At 72.3% G+C, this 16,955-nt stretch carries 14 protein-coding genes; 4 read left to right on the forward strand and 10 right to left on the reverse strand.

What is annotated here, in order from left to right; translation table 11 throughout:
• Positions 1 to 57: 57 nt before the first annotated feature.
• Both ACFYNP_RS10660 and ACFYNP_RS10665 read right to left on the reverse strand, forming a co-directional pair.
• Complete coding sequence (locus tag ACFYNP_RS10660; RefSeq protein WP_388784527.1) at positions 58 to 3,042, reverse strand: FAD-binding and (Fe-S)-binding domain-containing protein; 2,985 nt, start codon at positions 3,040 to 3,042, stop codon at positions 58 to 60.
• Between the two features lie 42 nt (positions 3,043 to 3,084).
• A complete protein-coding gene (locus tag ACFYNP_RS10665) occupies positions 3,085 to 4,251 on the reverse strand; it encodes a pyridoxal-phosphate-dependent aminotransferase family protein (protein ID WP_388784530.1) in 1,167 nt (388 codons plus the stop codon).
• Between the two features lie 96 nt (positions 4,252 to 4,347).
• Between ACFYNP_RS10665 and ACFYNP_RS10670 the strand changes: the two genes are divergently transcribed.
• From ACFYNP_RS10670 to ACFYNP_RS10680, 3 genes are all read left to right on the forward strand, one after another.
• Positions 4,348 to 5,118: an IclR family transcriptional regulator gene (locus ACFYNP_RS10670; protein ID WP_388784533.1), complete on the forward strand. Its 771-nt coding sequence runs from the start codon at positions 4,348 to 4,350 to the stop codon at positions 5,116 to 5,118.
• 162 nt (positions 5,119 to 5,280) lie between these two features.
• Entirely contained in the window at positions 5,281 to 6,990 is a 1,710-nt protein-coding gene (locus tag ACFYNP_RS10675; RefSeq protein ID WP_388784536.1) for an L-lactate permease, read from the forward strand.
• Positions 6,991 to 7,112: 122 nt separating this feature from the next.
• A complete protein-coding gene (locus ACFYNP_RS10680) occupies positions 7,113 to 7,796 on the forward strand; it encodes a GntR family transcriptional regulator (RefSeq protein ID WP_388784539.1) in 684 nt (227 codons plus the stop codon).
• A gap of 51 nt (positions 7,797 to 7,847) precedes the next feature.
• Here ACFYNP_RS10680 and ACFYNP_RS10685 read toward each other — a convergent pair whose 3' ends face one another.
• The 8 genes from ACFYNP_RS10685 to ACFYNP_RS10720 form a co-directional block, all read right to left on the reverse strand.
• Positions 7,848 to 8,672 (reverse strand): substrate-binding domain-containing protein, encoded by an 825-nt coding sequence (locus ACFYNP_RS10685; protein WP_388784542.1) that lies wholly within the window; start codon positions 8,670 to 8,672, stop codon positions 7,848 to 7,850.
• A 52-nt stretch (positions 8,673 to 8,724) separates the two neighbouring features.
• Entirely contained in the window at positions 8,725 to 9,360 is a 636-nt protein-coding gene (gene otnC, locus ACFYNP_RS10690) for a 3-oxo-tetronate 4-phosphate decarboxylase (protein ID WP_388784544.1), read from the reverse strand.
• Complete coding sequence (gene otnK / locus ACFYNP_RS10695) at positions 9,357 to 10,634, reverse strand: 3-oxo-tetronate kinase (protein ID WP_388784546.1); 1,278 nt, start codon at positions 10,632 to 10,634, stop codon at positions 9,357 to 9,359. Before otnK ends, otnC begins: the two co-directional genes overlap by 4 nt.
• A 44-nt stretch (positions 10,635 to 10,678) precedes the next feature.
• On the reverse strand, positions 10,679 to 12,079 hold the full coding sequence (locus ACFYNP_RS10700) for a gluconate:H+ symporter (protein WP_388784549.1): 1,401 nt from the start codon (positions 12,077 to 12,079) through the stop codon (positions 10,679 to 10,681).
• Positions 12,080 to 12,241: 162 nt separating this feature from the next.
• The gene (locus ACFYNP_RS10705) at positions 12,242 to 12,946 is read right to left on the reverse strand and encodes a hypothetical protein (RefSeq protein ID WP_388784552.1); all 705 of its coding nucleotides are present in this window, start codon (positions 12,944 to 12,946) and stop codon (positions 12,242 to 12,244) included.
• On the reverse strand, positions 12,943 to 13,740 hold the full coding sequence (locus ACFYNP_RS10710) for a hydroxypyruvate isomerase family protein (RefSeq protein ID WP_388784554.1): 798 nt from the start codon (positions 13,738 to 13,740) through the stop codon (positions 12,943 to 12,945). The genes ACFYNP_RS10705 and ACFYNP_RS10710 overlap by 4 nt, the downstream gene beginning before the upstream one ends.
• The gene (locus ACFYNP_RS10715; RefSeq protein WP_388784556.1) at positions 13,737 to 14,729 is read right to left on the reverse strand and encodes a phosphoglycerate dehydrogenase; all 993 of its coding nucleotides are present in this window, start codon (positions 14,727 to 14,729) and stop codon (positions 13,737 to 13,739) included. The genes ACFYNP_RS10710 and ACFYNP_RS10715 overlap by 4 nt, the downstream gene beginning before the upstream one ends.
• A 230-nt stretch (positions 14,730 to 14,959) precedes the next feature.
• On the reverse strand, positions 14,960 to 15,790 hold the full coding sequence (locus ACFYNP_RS10720; protein WP_388784559.1) for a helix-turn-helix transcriptional regulator: 831 nt from the start codon (positions 15,788 to 15,790) through the stop codon (positions 14,960 to 14,962).
• 127 nt (positions 15,791 to 15,917) lie between these two features.
• Here ACFYNP_RS10720 and ACFYNP_RS10725 point away from each other — a divergent pair, with 127 nt between their 5' ends.
• Positions 15,918 to 16,772 carry an NAD-dependent epimerase/dehydratase family protein gene (locus ACFYNP_RS10725; RefSeq protein ID WP_388784563.1) on the forward strand — a complete coding sequence of 285 codons (855 nt, stop codon included), beginning with the start codon at positions 15,918 to 15,920 and terminating at the stop codon, positions 16,770 to 16,772.
• The last annotated feature ends 183 nt before the right edge of the window (positions 16,773 to 16,955 follow it).

Below are 16,955 nucleotides of genomic sequence, written 5' to 3' on the forward strand. Positions count from 1 at the left end.
CCATGGGACACTTGTCCAGGCGAGACAGATGACAGACGGGGCCGGGCCGTCCGCCCGTCACGACAGCTCGGCCACCGCCCTGATCAGCTCCACCGGGTGCCAGGCCCGGCGTCCGGTACCGTGCCGGATCTGCTGGCGGCAGGAGACACCGCTCGCGACGATCACGGTCTCGGGGGGCTCGGCCCGTACAGCGGGGAACAGCCGGTCCGCGCCGACCTTCATGGACAGCTCGTAGTGCTCCGTCTCGAAGCCGAAAGAGCCCGCCATTCCGCAGCACCCGGCGTCGAGCTCGACGACCTCCGCGCCCGGGATCCGGCGCAGCAGCGCCATCGTCGCGGCCGTTCCGACCTCGGCCCTCTGATGGCAGTGGCCCTGGTAGAGCAGTCGTCGCCCGGCCGGCCGGGCCGTCTCGCGCAGCCGAAGCCGGCCGCTGTCGACGGCCTCGCAGAGCAGTTCTTCGAGCTGTCGCACACGGCCCGCCACGACCCGGGCCCGTGCGGACCCGGGATGGAGGGAGAGGTGCTCGTCCCGCAGGGTCATCAGACAGGACGGCTCGCAGCCGGTGATCGGCGCGTCCGGTGCGCCGCTCGCGGCGAGCGCCTCGGACAGCCGGGCGGAGGCGCGCTTCGCGTCGTCGAGGAGGCCTTTGGACAGGCTCGCGCGGCCGCAGCACCCCTGGTGTACGAGATGGACGCGCCAGCCGCAGTGCTCCAGGAGTTCGATGGCCGACCGGCCGATGCCGGGCTCGGTGTAGGTGGTGAACGAGTCCGCCAGAAAGGTGAGTTCACCCATCGGGGCAGCGGAGGGGGCAGCCGGGGCGGGGACGCGCCGAAGGTGGCGGCGAGGGGTGCGCCGACGGTACCAGCGGACCAGATTCTCGCGGGTGAACGTGGGCAGCGGGCGGGCGGCCGCGATGCCGGGCCAGCGTTCGAGCAGACGCCGCAGCGGGCGATTGCGGCCCGGGAGGTTGGAGAGCGGGGCCGTCGCCGAACCGATGCGCTGGAGCAGCCGGATCGCGCCGAACAGGCGGCTCCGGAACGGGGTGCCGTGGAGGTCGTGGTGGTGGGAGAGGGTCTCGGCCTTGAGGGCGGCCATGTCGACGCCGAGCGGGCACTCACTCTTGCACGCCTTGCACATCAGACACAGGTCGAGGATCCCGTGCAGACGCTCGTCGCCGAGCGCCTGGCCCGGATCCGGCTCGGACAGCGCGGTGACCAGCGCGTTCGCCCGGCCCCTGGTGGAGTGCTCCTCGTCGTGGGTGGCCATGTAGGAGGGGCACATGGTCCCGGTGCCGCTCTTGCGGCACTGGCCGATGTTCATGCACCTGTCCGCCGCGCCGCGCATCCCGCCGACGACCTCGAATTCCAGGCGGGTGCGCACGGGCACGGCGGGCGGCAGGGAAACGTCCCGCAGATGCTCGGTCATCGGCGGCGCGTCCACGATCTTCCCGGGGTTCAGCAGACCGCGGGGATCGAAGAGCTGCTTGGTGCGCCGCATCGCCTCGTACAGCTCCGCCCCGAAGACCAGGGGGTTGAACTCGCTGCGGGCGAGGCCGTCGCCGTGCTCGCTGGAGTTGACCCCGCCGTACTCGGTCACCAAGTCCCGTATTTCCTCGGCGACTTCGCGCATGGTGGCGACCTGTGCCGGCTGGGTGAGGTCCACGAAGGGGCGGATGTGCAGACAGCCGACCGAGCAGTGCCCGTAGAACCCGGCCGTCAGGCCGTGCCGGTCGAGGACCGCTTGGAAGCGTCGGGTGTAGTCCGCCAGATGGACGGGATCGACGGCGGTGTCCTCGACGAAGGCGAGGGGGCGCCGACTGCCCTCGCTCGCGGCCATCAACAGCCCCAGGCCGGCCTTGCGGACGGTGAGCAGGGCGCGCTGCTCCCGGGGTGTCTCGGCGGTCAGTGTGTGATAGCCGTGGTGATGGGCCCGCCACAGTGCGGTGAGGTGCTTGAGGCTGCCGGACAGCCGGTCCCGGTCGTCACCGCTGAACGTGACGAAGAGCAGCGCCCCGGGTTCGCCGGTGAGCAGCGAACCGAGTGCCGCGTACTCGATCCGCCGGAGCGACAGATCGAGGATCGTGCGGTCCAGGAGCTCCACCGCGGCCGGGTCGCACGCCAGCGCGTCCTCGGTGGCGGCCACGGCATGGGCCACCGAGGTGAAGTGGCCCACGGCGATGACCGTGTGGGCCGGACGCGGCACGAGGTCGACCCGTGCGCGGGTGGCGATGGCCAGAGTGCCCTCGGAGCCGACCACGAACCGGGCGAGGTCGAACCGGGTGGCCGGGTCCAGAAGCCGTTCGAGCCGGTAACCGCAGGCCCGCCGCCAGAAGTCCGGCGTGTTCTCGCGGATCGTCTCTTCGTACTCCCGCACCAGAAGCGGTAATTGACGATGTATCAGACCGTCGAGCGTGGATGACGAAGCCCGGCGCAGGCGCTCGGACTCGTCGAGCGGGGCGAAGTGGGTTCGGCTGGCATCGGAGAGCACCACGTCGAGGCCGCGTACATGGTCGATGGTCATGCCGTGCCGCAGGGATCCGCTGCCCGCCGAGTTGTTGCCGATCATGCCGCCGATGGTGGCGCGGTCGCTGGTGGAGGTGTCGGGGCCGAACATGAGCCGGTGCGGGGCGGCGGCCCGGTTCAACTGGTCCTGGACGACGCCGGGTTCGACCAGGGCGGTGCGCGCCTCGGGGTCGATCTCCACGATCGAGTCGAGGTGCCGGGACAGATCGAGCACCAGGCCGGCCCCGACGGTCTGGCCCGCGAGACTGGTGCCGGCCCCGCGCGGCACGATCGGTACGCCGAGCTCTCCGGCGACCTGGACGGCCGCCTGCACCTCGTCCGCGGTCCGCGGGAAGGCGACTCCGAGCGGCGTGATGGCGTACATGCTCGCGTCGCGCGAGAAGAGCCGGCGGGTGTAGTGGTCGAAGCGGACCTCGCCGTCGAGCACCCGGCGCAGCCGGTCCTCCAGTTCGGGGCCGAGCGCGGGGTCGGGCGGGCTGTGGGGCGGAGGGGGCGGTGTGAGGTCTCCGGCTGCCGGCATGGGGGGTGTGCTCCTCGGGGTCTTGGGGCGCGTGTGGACCGGTCAGCCCGTACGCAGCACGTCCAGTGCGGCGTCGAGCCCGGTGGTCGAGACGGGGACCCCCGAGAGCTGGAGGCCCATCTGCACGCCGGCCAGGGCGCCGGCCAGCGTGAGGTCGTTGAGGTGGCCCAGATGCCCGATCCGGAAGACTCGCCCGGCGAGGCGGCCGAGCCCCGCGCCCAGTGACATGTCGAAGCGGTCGAGGATGACCTCACGGACCTTGTCGGCGTCGTGGTCCTCGGGCAGCAGTACGGCGGTGAGGGAACCCGAGTACTCCCGGGTGTCCCGGCACAGCACCTCAAGTCCCCAGCCCTGCACGGCGGTTCGGGTCGCGGCGGCATGGCGGGCATGGCGGGCGAACACCTCGGAAAGGCCCTCCTCGCGGAGCATGCGCAGCGCCTCGTCCAGGCCGTACAGCAGGTTGGTGGCGGGGGTGTGGGGGAAGTAGCCGTGCTCGTTGGCGTCGAGCACCGGCTGCCAGTCCCAGTAGGACTTGGGCAGACGGGCCGTCCTCGCCGCGGCGAGGGCCCGTTCGCCGATCGCGTTGAATCCGAGGCCCGGGGGCAGCATCAGGCCCTTCTGCGATCCGGCCACCGTGACATCGACCCCCCACTCGTCGTGCCGGTAGTCGATGCAGGCGAGCGAGGAGACGGTGTCGACGAGCAGCAGGGCGGGATGTTCCGCCTCGTCGAGGGCGTGCCGCAGCTCCTTGACACGGCTGGTCACGCCGGTGGACGTCTCGTTGTGGACGACGCAGACGGCCTTGATGGTGTGGCGCGGGTCGGCGGCCAGGCGCGTTCGCAGTGTCCCGGGGTCGGCGCCGTGCCGCCAGTCGCCCGGTACGAGGTCGACGTCGAGGCCCAGCGAGCACGCCATGCGATGCCAGAGCTTCGCGAAGTGCCCGGTCTCGAAGCAGAGCACGCGGTCGCCCGGGCTGAGCGTGTTGACCAGTGCCGCCTCCCAGGCGCCCGTACCCGATGAGGGGTAGATGACGACGGGGCCACTGGTGGCGAATACGGCTCCCAGCGCGGGGAGCAGACGCGAGGTCAGCTCGGCGAACTCGGGTCCGCGGTGATCGATGGTGGGCGCCGCGATGGCGCGCCGCACACGGTCGGGGATGGTGGTGGGACCGGGAATCTGGAGGAAATGACGGCCTGTTCGGGATGGCATCGGCCAACTCCCTTTCAGGATTGTGCCGTTCAGCGGCACAGCGTACCGTTCTATGGCACGCAAGAGGGTAGGGTCGTCGTCCCAGGGGAGTCAAGGATGCAGAACGTTCTCAACACGCTCCGGGCGCTGGAGGAGATCGCCGAGCGCCAGCCGATCGGGGTGGCCGAGCTCGCCCGCGCCCTGGAGCTGCCCAAGAGCTCGGTGCAGCGCAGCCTGCTCACCCTGCACGAGGCGGGCTGGATCCGTCCGGCCGCCGGCACGCCGACCCGTTGGGCGGTCACCGCCAAAGCGCTCTATGTGGGCCGCCGGGCCACCGGTGAACTGGGGCTGCGGGACGCCGCGGTGCCGGTGATGGAGGAGCTGCGCCGGGAGTGCGGCGAGACCGTCCACCTCGCCGTGCCGGAGGGTGAACGGGTCGTCCTCATCGAGCGTCTGGAGACCAGCCAGCCGGTACGCATCGTGCTGCCGCTGGGCCAGGACCTGCCCGTACACGCCTCGGCCAACGGCAAGGCGATCCTCGCCGCCGGCCCGATGGAGGCATGGGAACGCCAACTCGCGCACGCATTGCCGGAGTTCACGCCCGCGACCATCACCGACCCCGACCGGCTGCGGGCCGAACTCGCCGAGGTCCGAGGCCGCGGCTACGCCACCAACGGCGGCGAGTGGCGGGCGGACGTGTCGGCCGTCGCGGCGGCGGTGATCGGCATGGACGGCCTGCCGGTGGCGAGCCTGAGCGTGAACGTGCCGACCAGCCGTATGACGGCCGCCTCGGGTGAGCGGTTCGCGGCCATGGTGGTGGTTGCCGCGGAGCGCCTCGGTAGGGCGCTGGGAAACCACAAGTCCCGTGCCAATGAAGGGAGTTGTTGACGGGACCCCTTGACGGAGCCCCGGAGTGCTCTCAAGCTGTGACACCAATCGGAAGCAGTGTTCCGCGATGCGGAATCCATGCCCGTGTCTGTGTGTCCTTCCGCAGACGGATCGAGCGTTCTTGCCGCCACCTCCTTCCCGGCCGCAGAAAGCGAGAGCTCCGTGTACCGCCAGATCACCGACCCCTTGGGCCACCCTGCCCTCACCGCACTCCTCGCCGCGACCCCGCTCATCGTGCTGCTCGTGCTGCTCGGCGTTCTGCGCGTCAGGGCGTACCGGGCGGCCCTCGCGGGGCTCGCCACCGCCGCCGTGACCGCCGTCGCCGTCTACGGCATGCCGGCCGGACAGGTCGCCCTCGGTGCGACCGAGGGCGCCGCCTTCGGTCTCTTCCCGATCGTGTGGATCGTGCTCGGCGCCGTGTGGATCAACCGCCTCCAGCGCGCCTCCGGGCATGACGCCGTCATCAGCCGGAGCTTCGCCCGGCTCTCCGACGACCCTCGCGTCCAGGCGATCCTCATCGCCTTCTGCTTCGGCGCGATGGTCGAGTCGCTCTCCGGATTCGGCACCCCCATCGCCGTCACCTCGGTCATCCTGGTGGGCCTGGGCCAGCCACCGCTCAAGGCCGCGGCGATCGCCACCTTCGCCAACACCGCGCCCGCCGCCTTCGGTTCGGTGGGCAACCCCATCCAGGCACTTGCCAAAGTGACCTCGTTCCCCGCCACCGAACTGGGCGCGATGGTGGGCCGGCAGTCCGCCGTGATCGCGTTCCTGGTGCCGTTCGTCCTCCTGTTCATCCTCGACGGCGGCCGCGGGCTGCGCGAGCTCTGGCCGGTCGCCCTCGCGGCTGGAGCGGGCTTCGGCGCCGGACAGTACCTGTGCTCCAACCACCTGGCCTACCAGCTCACCGACCTCGTGGGCGCGCTCGTCTCGGCCGGCGCGGTCCTCGTGGTGCTGCGCGTCCGACGCCCGGCACGCCCTCCGGACGCCGGCCCCGGCGCCGGGACCCGGGTGCCGGTCGCGAGCCGTGTCCCCGCCGAATCGGAGCCCGCCCTCGCCCCGGCCGCGGCGGCACCTCTGGTGCCCCCTCCGGTCATGTCCGGGCCCGGCGCCCCGGTTCCGCGCGCCGATCCGCGCCGCGAGGTGCTCCGCGCCTGCTTTCCCTACGCGCTGCTCACACTCCTGTTCTCCCTGGTCTCCTACGACGGCCCCGTCGCCCGGTTCGTCGACGCCCAGGACGTGTCGTTCACCTGGCCCGGACTGCATGTCGTGAGCGCGAGCGGGCGGCCGGTCGCGGTCGCCACCTTCGACTTCGGCTGGCTCGGCGCCGCCGGAACGCTGCTGCTCTGCACGGGAGTCGTCAGCGCGTGCGTGCTGCGGGTGTCTCCGCGACGCGCGGTGCGCTGCTACGGCGAAGCCCTCCGGCAGATCCGCTGGGCCGCCCTCACCGTCAGCTGCGTCCTCGCCCTCTCCTACGTCATGAACCTGTCCGGGATGGCCGTGTCGCTCGGGGTGTGGCTGGCGGGGGCAGGCCGTCTCTTCGCGCTTCTGTCCGGCCTGCTCGGCTGGTTCGGGGTGGCCCTCACCGGCTCCGACACCTCGTCCAACGCCCTGTTCGGCGCGATGCAGGTGACCGCGGCCCAGCACGTCGGCATCTCCCCGCTGCTGGCGGCGGCCACCAACAGCACCGGCGGGGTGCAGGGCAAGGCCGCCGCGATGCAGAACCTCGTCATCGCCGCCGGAGCCGTGGGACTTGCCGGCCGCGAGGGGGACATCCTGCGCAAGGTGATCGGCTGGAGCCTGGCCGTCCTCACCGCCCTGTGCGTCCTCGCCTGGCTCCAGTCCACCTCGGTACTGGGCTGGATGGTGCCGTGACGAAGCCCGCGAGGCGTTCGCCGGCCGGCCCCACGACGTGCCGCGATGCGGAAAGGATCCCGGGTATATGATTCGTGTCCTTTACACATCAATGAGACTGATCCTGTACGAAGCCCGCGAGGATGATGGTGTCGACGAAGTCCGGTCCCGTACGTGAGCCCATCGCAGACCGCATGTACAAGGTGCTGCTCGAACAGTTCATCGCGGGTGAGAGGGTCGCGGGCTCGGCGCTGAACATCGGCGCGCTCTCGCGTGAACTCGACGTCAGCCAGACTCCGTTGCGCGAGGCGCTGGCGCGCCTCGAACACACCGGTCTGGTGCGGCGCGAGGCCCTCAAGGGCTACCGGGTGGCCGACGCGCTCAGTGACCGCGAGATCGGCAAGCTCTTCGAGGCCCGGGCGGTGCTCGAACCCGCCCTCACGCTGGAGGCCGGGCTGCGGACCACGCCGGAGTTCCTCGCAACGCTGGGTGCCGCGGTGGATGAGCTGGACCACTCGGCGTCCAGCGCGGACACCCGCACGGACGGGTTCCAGCACTACTGGCGGGCCGACGACGCCTTCCACCGGATGATCGCGGCGCAGAGCGGCAACCCCTTCCTTGAGCAGGCGCTGCTCGCGCTCGGCGGCCACGTGCAGCGCTTCCGGATGTTCAGCAAGCGAGGCAGGACCGGCGCCTCGCACGCCGCGGGGGAGCACCGCCTGATCCACCGGGCCCTGGAGCGCCGGGACGCGGAAGGCGCGGCGGAGCTGATGCGCCGTCACCTCGCCGAGGCGAAGGACCGCATCCTGACATCCGGCGCCCACTGAGACGTCGCGGGCGGGGGCGGCAGAGCGCCGGGGTGCGCCGGCCCCGGGGGCTCAGCCTTCTTTCGTCGGTTTGAGCGTCGGTTCGAGCCAGGTGTTCGTGTAGGCCTCGGCGGCGAGCGGCCCGCGCAGGTGGGCCAGCAGGGCCCGTGCGGCGGGGGAGCGGGTGGAGCCGGTGCCGAGGACCGCCGAGAAGTGACTGTAGTGCTGGACCTCTTCGGGGAGCGGTCCCGCGATGTCCGCCCGGGGGACGAAGAGCAGCTCACTGAGCTGCTGGACGGCGATGTCGGCCCGCCCGTCGACCACGGCCTCGGCGATGAAGCCCTTTTCGATGACGGTCGCCCTGGCATTGATCTCGTCGGCGATGCCCAGGTCGTCCAGGAGCCCGGCGAAGTACAGGCCGCTCGCGCCGGTCCGCGAGTAGGCCACACTGCGGGCGGCCCGCAGCGTGGCGACCAGGGCAGCCCGCGTGCTGATGTCCGGGCGCGGCGCCCCGGGCGGAACGGCGAGACCAACTCCCGTACGGGCCAGGGAGGTTCGGGTCGCGGGAGCCACCAACCCCCGTTCCGCGAGCGGGTGGAGGGAGTCGGTGACGCCGATCAGCACGTCGAAGGACTGGCCCGCGTCGATCCGGCGTACGAGCTGGACCGTCGGGTCGAACACGGCGTTGACGGCGATCCCGGTGCCCCGGGTGAAGGCGGGCAGGACGACCTCGTCCAGGGCCTTGCGTACGGCCAGGGCGCTGAAGAGCGTGACGGAGTGCTGAGCGGGGTGGTCCGGCGTCGGCGCCTGCGCTGGTACGGCGTCGGGGTGGTCCGCCGCCGCCGGCGCCTGCGCCGTCGCGGAGTCGGGGTGGCTGTCGCTGTTCCTGTCGGGCACGGTGAGTTCGCTTCCTTCTCTCGGGGGCGGTGGTGGGCGGTCGAGCCGCGAGCTATGCGGGGGGCGTGAGGGCGGCCTGCTCGGCGTCGGTGAGCGGTCGGGTCGGCATGCCCCGCAGCAGCAGGAACAGCCGCTCCGTCTCCTCCAGTTCCTCCAGCGCGTCGAGGGCGGTCGCCAGGCAGGGTCCGGCGACGAGAGGGCCGTGATTGCGCAGGAGGACGGCATGCCGGAGCCGGGCCGCCTCCTCCGCCGCTTGTGCCAGGCGCCGGTCGCCCGGTGCGTAGTAGGGCAGCAGCGGAAGGCGTCCGACGCGCATGGCGAAGTAGGCGGTCAGGGGCGGCAGCGCGTTGTCGGGGTCGAGCCCGGCGAGACAGGAGACGGCGGCCGCGTGGGTGGAGTGGGTGTGAACGACGGCCCGTGCGAGGGGCCGGGCACGCAACACCGCCGCGTGCAGCGCGGCCTCCTTGGAGGGCGGCGACCCGTCGAGATGCCGGCCCCGGGCGTCGACCAGGGAGAGTTGCTCCGCGGTGACCGTGCCGAGGCTCGATCCGGTGGGTGTCACCAGGATGCCCTGCCGGACGCGCACGGACAGATTGCCCGTGCGGCCGTGGGTGAGGCGGCGGGAGAACACCGAACGCGCGGTCCGCACGAGGTCCTCGCCCGCGGCGATCCGCTCGCGGGAGGTCATGCCGGGCTTCCCGCCGCGATGGCCGTGGCGGCGAGGAGCAAGTCCGGTTCGCCGAAGTTTCCCGACTTCAGCAGGACGTTCAGGCCGGTCGCGGTGTGGATCCAGGGGACCCCTCGGGCCGCCTCCGCACCGACTTGGCCGCCCTCGATGCCGAGTGCCGTGACGACCGCGCCGGACGTCTCGCCTCCGGCCACGACGAGCCGGGTCACTCCACGTGCGGCCAGCCCGGTGGCGATGCGGCCGAGCGCGGCCTCCAGGATCGCAGCGGCCCGGTCCGTGCCGAGCGCTTGCTGGACGGTGCGCAGCGCCGGGGGCGGCATGGAGGAGTGGATCAGTGCTCCCGCGGCCGACCTGGCGGCGCCGAGCCCGTCGTACCAGGCAAGCGCGCGGTCGGCGAGTCGGGCGGGGTCGTGGTCGGCCATGGGGTCGAGCGGGTGGACGGGGCGGCCCGCCGAGCGCATGGCGTCGATCTGCTCCAGGGTGCGCCGGGAGCAGCTTCCGGCGAGAGCGACCGCGGGCCCGCCGGGGCGCGGCGGCGGAGACGCCAGGCCGTCCCGGACGGAGGGGATCCGCTCGGCGTGCACCCGGGCGAGCGCTCCGGCGAGGCCGGCCGCCCCCGCGAGCAGCGGCAGTCCGGCGCAGGCCCGGGCGAGTGCGTCCAGGTCGGCGTCGCTGAGCGCGTCCGCGAGCAAGTACCGTGTCCGGCCCGCGTGTTGGCGAACGGCGGCCGTGATGCGGCCGGCGCCGCCCGAGACGATGGAGTGGTCGAGAACGGCGCAGCCCGGGTGTGCCGACTGGGCGTCGAGGAGCCGGGGGAGGTAGGAGTCCCGCATGGGTGTGAGGGGGTGGTTCCGCATGGGGGACTCGGACAGCAGGGTGCCGTCGACGAAGAGGTACCCCTGGTACTGGGTGCGACCGTGTTCGGGGGAGCTCGGTGTGGTGACGACGGGGCGGCCCTCGGTCGCTTCGCCGAGCGCGTCCAGGACCGGGCCGATGTTGCCCCGGTCGGTGGAGTCGAAGGTGGAGCAGTACTTGAAGTACAGCTGCTCGGCTCCGGAACGGGTCAGCCACTGGGCGGCGGCCCGGCTCTCCTCAACCGCCGTCACCACAGGGGCCGTTCGCGTCTTGAGCGCGATCACCGTGGCGTCGGCCGGGTAGCGCGCCGGGAGCCGGGCGGGCAGGCCGAAGCAGAGCTGGGTGCGGAGGCCCTGACGGCGCAGGGCGGCCGCGACGTCGGTGCCGCCGGTGACGTCGTCGGCGATCACGCCGATCATGTTGATTCGTTCCTTCCGTCTTGCCGGGCCGGGGGTGGCCGGCCCTAGATGAGGGCGGACGCGGCCAGGACGCAGCCGAGGCCGAGTACGGACACGGTGGTCTCGATCACCGTGAAGCTCTGGAACATGTCCCTCAGGGACATGCCGAAGCTCTCCTTGACCTGCCAGGAAGCCGCGTTGTTGATGTGCGGGAAGATGATCGAGCCGCAGCCGAGAGCGAGGACGACGAGCGCCGGGTGCAGTCCCGGGCTGTCGGCCATGATGGGCGCGACGATGCCGGACGCGGTGATGATGGCGACTGTCGCGGAGCCGACCGAGAGCCGGATCAGGGCCGCGATCACCCAGGCCAGGATCAGGGGCGAGATGCCCAGGCCGTGGGTGAGATGGGCGATCGCCCTGCCGATCCCGGAGTCCACCATGACACCGCTCAGGGCGCCGCCCCCGCCGATGATGAGCAGGATCGGGGCGATCGCCGCGATGCTGTCGTCGACCTGTCCCTTCACCTGTCGCCCGCGTACTCCCCGGGCCCGGCCGAGGCCCACGAAGGCGACGAGTACGGCGATGAGCAGGGCGACCACCGGCTGGCCGACGAAGCCGAGCGCGTCGGCCCAACTCCCGTGCAGGCCGCCGACGGTGACCGCCGACTGGCCCACCACCAGGACCAGCGGCAGCACGACAGGCACGACCGACATCGCGATGCCAGGGGGTATGCGGTCGTCGGCCGCTCTGAGCGCGAACTGCTCGACGAGTCTGGGGGGAGGCACCGGGAACATCCGGCGGGCGATCGGACCGGCGAGGAACTGTCCGGAGACCACCATCGTGATGACGGCGATGGGCAGCCCGTACGCGATGACGGTCCCCACGTCGGCGTGGACGGCCGTCGCCGCGGCGGTCGGCCCCGGATGGGGCGGCACCAGTGCGTGCACCGAGGCGACGGTGCCGAGGGCCGGTACGCCCACGAGCAGATAGGGCGAGGTCCTCCTGCCCTTGGCGTCGCGGCCATCACTGTCCAGGAGCGACGTCTCGACCTCCCGCGCGATGCTGAACAGGAGGGGAAGCAGAACTGCCAGGGCGACCTCGAAGAAGAGGGGGAGCGCGACGATCAGGGCCAGCAGACTCACCATCCACGGGATGGTGCGCAGCGAGCGGCCCCGGGTCAGCACCGTGGCCAGCCGTCCGATGGCTCCGGACTCGGCGAGTACGGTGCCGAGGATGGTGCCGAGGACCAGGATCAGGCCCGTCTGACCCAGGGTGCCGCCGGCCCCCGTGGTGACGGACTTGACGACGGCCGGGGGCGCCTCGCCGGCGACGAGCCCGATCCCCAGGGCGCCGATCACCAGCGCCAGGAACGGATGGACCTTCAGCGGTGTCGTGATGAGCAGAACGACGGTGACGATGCCGACGAAGCCGGTGACCAGTAGACCGACGTCGGATGAGGGAGCCACGCCAGACCTCTCTGTTGGCAGGGGTGTCGACCCGCGAGCGGGTCGCGGGGTGGGACCGACGGGAAGACGTGGGCGCGGGCGCGCCGGGGCAGCGGGCGGGCACGGACACGGAGGGGTGCCGGGTGCGTGACGTGGCGTTGGTGTGGCCGGCGTACGGGGCGCTCAGGCTTCCTTGGGAAGTGCGGTCGCGCAGGAGCCCTTGAGGAGTGCGGCGCGCAACGCATGGGCGGCACTCGTCGGACCGGACACCACCGGCACTTCCAGCGCGACCGCGAGCCCGGGGGCCGCCGGAGCCAGCGAATACTGGGCCAGGAAGACCGCGTCCGCCGTGGCGGCCGGCTCGGACGCCGCCCCGGCCAGCACTTCTACCAGCGCGCCGAGGTCCCCCGCCGCCAGGGCTCCCGGCACGACGACCCCCGACACCTCGACGCCGCCCGCCGTCGGCGCGTCGTGAGCCAGAGCGGTGCGAAGCCGGTCCATGGAGTCCCGGAGCGCCGCCTCCAACGAGGCGATCACCAGGACGTGTTGGTACCCACCCGACGCCAGCCGCTCGAACGCCGCCGCGTCCGGAGCCAGCACCGGGACCGCCCTCCCGCCCTCCCCGTCCAGCTCCTGCGCCACCACCCCGTAGAGCGAGCAGGTCAGCAGTACGGCGTCGGCGCCCCCGGCCACCGCGTGCTCGATGAGGCGCCGCATCCGGGCCCGCAGCGGGGCGGTCGGACCACCGGCACCCGCCGCGTCGGACAGCAGCCGGTCGTCCAGCAGGTGCCACACCTGGGCCTCGGGGAAGCCCGTGCGCAACGCGTCGGCGGCCGGGGCCATCGCCGCGGGCACGGCGCTGATCAAGGCGATCCGGGGACCGGTCACGCCGCCACCTCCTCGACGCGCCGCATCCAGTCCAGGCCCGCCACGGTCTCGCCGGCCGGCGCGTACTCGCAGCCGATCCAGCCCCGGTAACCGGAGTCGGCAACGGCCCGCAGCAGGGCACGCCAGCCGATCTCACCCGTCCCGGGCTCGTGGCGCCCGGGCGAGTCCGCGAGCTGGAGGTGGCGCACCCGGTTCTGGAGGCGTCGGTAGGTGCTGATGAGATCGCCCTGGTCGATCTGCAGATGGTAGAAGTCGAGCAGCAGACCGACGTGTTCGTCGCCGGCCGCCTCCGCGACCGCGGCCGCCTGTTCCTGGGACTCCAGCACGAAGCCGGGGCAGTCGCGCTTGTTCTGCGCTTCGAGGACGAGCCGGACTCCCGTCCGACGCGCCCGCTCCGCCGCCCAAGCGATATTGGTGACATAGCGCGCGAACGCCCGGTCACGACTCACCCCGGCGGGCACGATCCCGCCGACGACGTGCAGCAGGCCGCAGTCCAGTTCGGCCGCGTACTCCAGGCCGCGCTCGACCCCGGTCCGGAATTCGCCCTCGCGGCCGGGGATGCAGGCGAGTCCCGAACGGGTCGGTGTTCCGGGCTCACCCATGGGAGTGTTGATCAGCACCTGGGTCAGTCCCGCGTCGCGCAGCCGTCGGCGCAGTACGCCTGGGGCACAGCCGTAGGGGGACGGGAACTCCACACCCGCGAAACCGGCCGCCGCGGCCGCGTCGAAGCGGGCATCGAAGGCCAGCTCGGTGAAGAGCCACTTGAGGTTCGCGGCCCAGCGCCACGTCGTCATCGCCCCTCCGCCCCGCGCGGGCGGTCCCGGTCCCCGAGCTCGGCGTACTCGGGATTGACGGTGTGCTCGGCACGGCCGCCCCGCAGCACGGTCAGCACCGAGCGAGCGGCCATCAGGCCCGAACGGGCCCGCGACTCCACGGTGGCGGCGCCGATGTGCGCGGTCACCAGCACGTTGTCGAAGGAGCGCAACGGGCTGTCCAGCGGCAGGGGTTCCGTCCGCACGGTGTCCATGGCGGCGCCCCCGAGCCGACCGGAGGCGAGCGCCTCGGCCAGGGCGTCCTCGTCGACGATGCCTCCGCGCGCGGTGTTGATGACGAAGGCGCCGGGCTTCATCAGGGCGAACGCCTTCGCGTCCAGCAAATGACGGGTCTCGGGACTGAGGAACAGATGCAGGCTGACGAAGTCGGACTCGTTCAGCAGGCGCGGCAGTTCGCGTACGCCGATGTCGTGCTCGGCCGCGTACGCGCGGTCGATGGCCGGGTCGTGTGCGACGACCCGCATGCCGAAGGCCTGCGCCAGGCGTGCCACGAGGCGCCCGATCGCGCCGAGGCCGACGACGCCGAGCGTCGCGCCCGCCAACTCCCGTCCACTGGGCTGCTCCCAGCGGCCCGCGCGGACGGATGCGGCGTTCCGCGGAATCCCACGGGCCAGGCCGAGGAGCAGCCCCATGGTGTGCTCGGCGACGGACTGCCGGTTGACGCCGGGGGTCGGGCAGACCGCCACGCCGTGCGCGGTGGCCGCCACCACGTCGATGTTGTCGTGGCCGACGCCCGTGCGGCCTATGACCCGTAGCCGTGGCGCCGCCTCGAAGACCTCTCGGCCGATGTGCTCGGTCCCCGCGACGATCGCGTCCACGGAGCCCACCACGCCCGCCAGGGACCGGCCCTGGCGCTCCCGCTCGCGGACCGAACCGTGGACGACCTGGAGCCCCGCCGCGGTCAAGTAGCGATCCACCTCGCCCCCGGGTTCCAGCCACCCGGTGGTCACCAGGACCCGTCCGCGCATCGGCGTCAATCGCCCGTTCCCGTGCGCCAGTTGATCAGCCAACGTCGCCCCGCCCATCCGGCTGCCACAGCCGCCGCTCGTGAGTCGCTATCGTGTGGATGCGAATAAAATACTATAGCGACGAGGCGGATACTAGACCGTGGCTGATTCGGAATGCGGTGGTGCGACCGAGGGGCCCGAGCGCCGCACCCGGTGATCTGACGTATCGTCAACTATGAGCTGGGGGCGAGATCCTGGAGTCCGACCACCCGCAGCAGTTCGAGGCGCTGATGGCTGTCCGTGCCCGGCCGTGCCGAGTGCACGACGAGCTGCTGGCTGTACCCGTCGCTGAGCAGCACCTCGCAGTCGAGATCGAGGGCGCCGACCACGGGGTGGAGGAACCGCTTCGGCGACGGGCGGCGCACGACGACATCGTGCGACTGCCAGCAGGCCTCGAACTCTCGTGAGGTGGCGCGGAGTTCATCGACGAGCGCGGCGGGGCCCGGATCGTCGGGGCGCGCGGCGGTGACCGCACGCAGGCTCGCCACGTGCGAGCGGGCGTGCTGCTCGTGGTTCTCGGGCGGGAACAGGGCGCGAGTGCCGGGGGCCGTGAACCAGCGCCTGATCAGGTTGTTCCCCGTGTTGTCTCCGGTGAGGGCCACCCCCATCGTGTTCTGTGCGAGCACCTCGCCCCAGTCGCTCAGCACCGACGCGGGCAGATCGGTCAGCCGGTCGAGGATCAGCAGGAGGCCGGGGCGGACGTGCCCCGAGGAACCGCCGGGGCGCGGCGGCTCCTCGCCCGCCAGGTGGAACAGGTGGTCGCGCTCGACATCCGTGAGCCGCAGGGCGCGGGCGAGCGCGGTGAGCATCTGCCGCGAAGGGTGGGAGCCGCGCCGCTGTTCGAGACGGCTGTAGTAGTCCACCGACATCCCGGCGAGCTGAGCCACCTCCTCGCGGCGCAGGCCCGGGGTGCGACGCCGTGGGCCCGCGCTCAGGCCCACGTCGGAGGGGCTGAGCCTGGTGCGGGAGCGGCGCAGGAAGTCGGCGAGTTCGGTTCGGTCCACCCCGCCAGGGTCCCTCGGATCCCGGTCCGTATCCAGGGAGCGCCGGTCCCTGGACAACCGCGTCTCTCCCGCCGCGGCCGCCCTGCCCGCACGCTGGATCCATGGCTACGACAACGAGGAGGCGGCCATGCTGACATTGGTGACAGGCGCTACGGGCCAGGTCGGGAGCAGGTTCGTGCCGCGGCTGCTGGAGAACGCGACACCCGGCGACGGGGTGCGGGTGCTGGTGCGGGACAGCGCGCGCGGTGAGCGGTTCGCGGAGCTCGGCGCCCAGGTGGTGGTCGGCGATCTGCGGGACACGGACGCGCTCGGCAAGGCCACGGACGGCGTGGACGCGGTGGTGAACGTGGCCGCCGCGTTCCGCGGAGTGCCGGACGAGGAGGCCCGCGCGGTCAACCGGGACGCGGCCGTCGAACTCGGCCGGGCCGCCGTCGCCTCGGGCGTACGCCGGTTCGTGCAGGTCAGCACCGGGCTCGTATACGGCCGGGGACGCGGCAGGGCGCTGGTCGAGAGCGACGAGACCGAGCCGGGCGGCCACTTCTGGGGTGCCTACCCCGAGTCGAAGGCGGAGGCGGAACGAGCGCTCGGCGCACTGGACGGCCTCGACGACCTCCGGATCGCCCGGCTGCCCTTCGTCTACGGCGACGGCGACCCCCACCTGTCCGTGGCGCTGCGATGGGCACCCGACTGGCCGGCCATGCAGCGCCTGCACATGGGCCACCACATCGACGTGGCCCAGGGCCTGCGGCGGCTGCTGTACGCACCCGGCGCGCACGGTGTGTACAACATCGCCGACGACGCACCGGTCGCCACGGTGGACCTCTTCCAGTTCCACGGTCTGCCCGTGCCGCCCGAGGTCTACGGCAAGGAGGCCCCGGACCCCTGGGGCGGCGTGATGTCCACGACCCGCATCCGGCACGAACTGGGCTACCGCCCGTTCATCCCCTCGCTGTGGGTGGCTCGGGACGCGGGGGTGCTGTAGGGGCCGCAGGTAGGGGCCGCGGGGCAGGACGGCCCCTTCCGATCGCGCCGGGCACGACACCCGGTCTGCCCTGCCAGGCCCGGCACGCGGGGTGCCGGGCCTGCCGGGGCGGTGGTCAGAAGTCCCAGGCCTGGCTCGCCGCTCCGTTGCAGCTCCGGCTCACCAGGAGCCGGCCGTTCTCGG

The organism is Streptomyces sp. NPDC006691 (assembly GCF_042869955.1).
Taxonomy (GTDB): domain Bacteria; phylum Actinomycetota; class Actinomycetes; order Streptomycetales; family Streptomycetaceae; genus Streptomyces.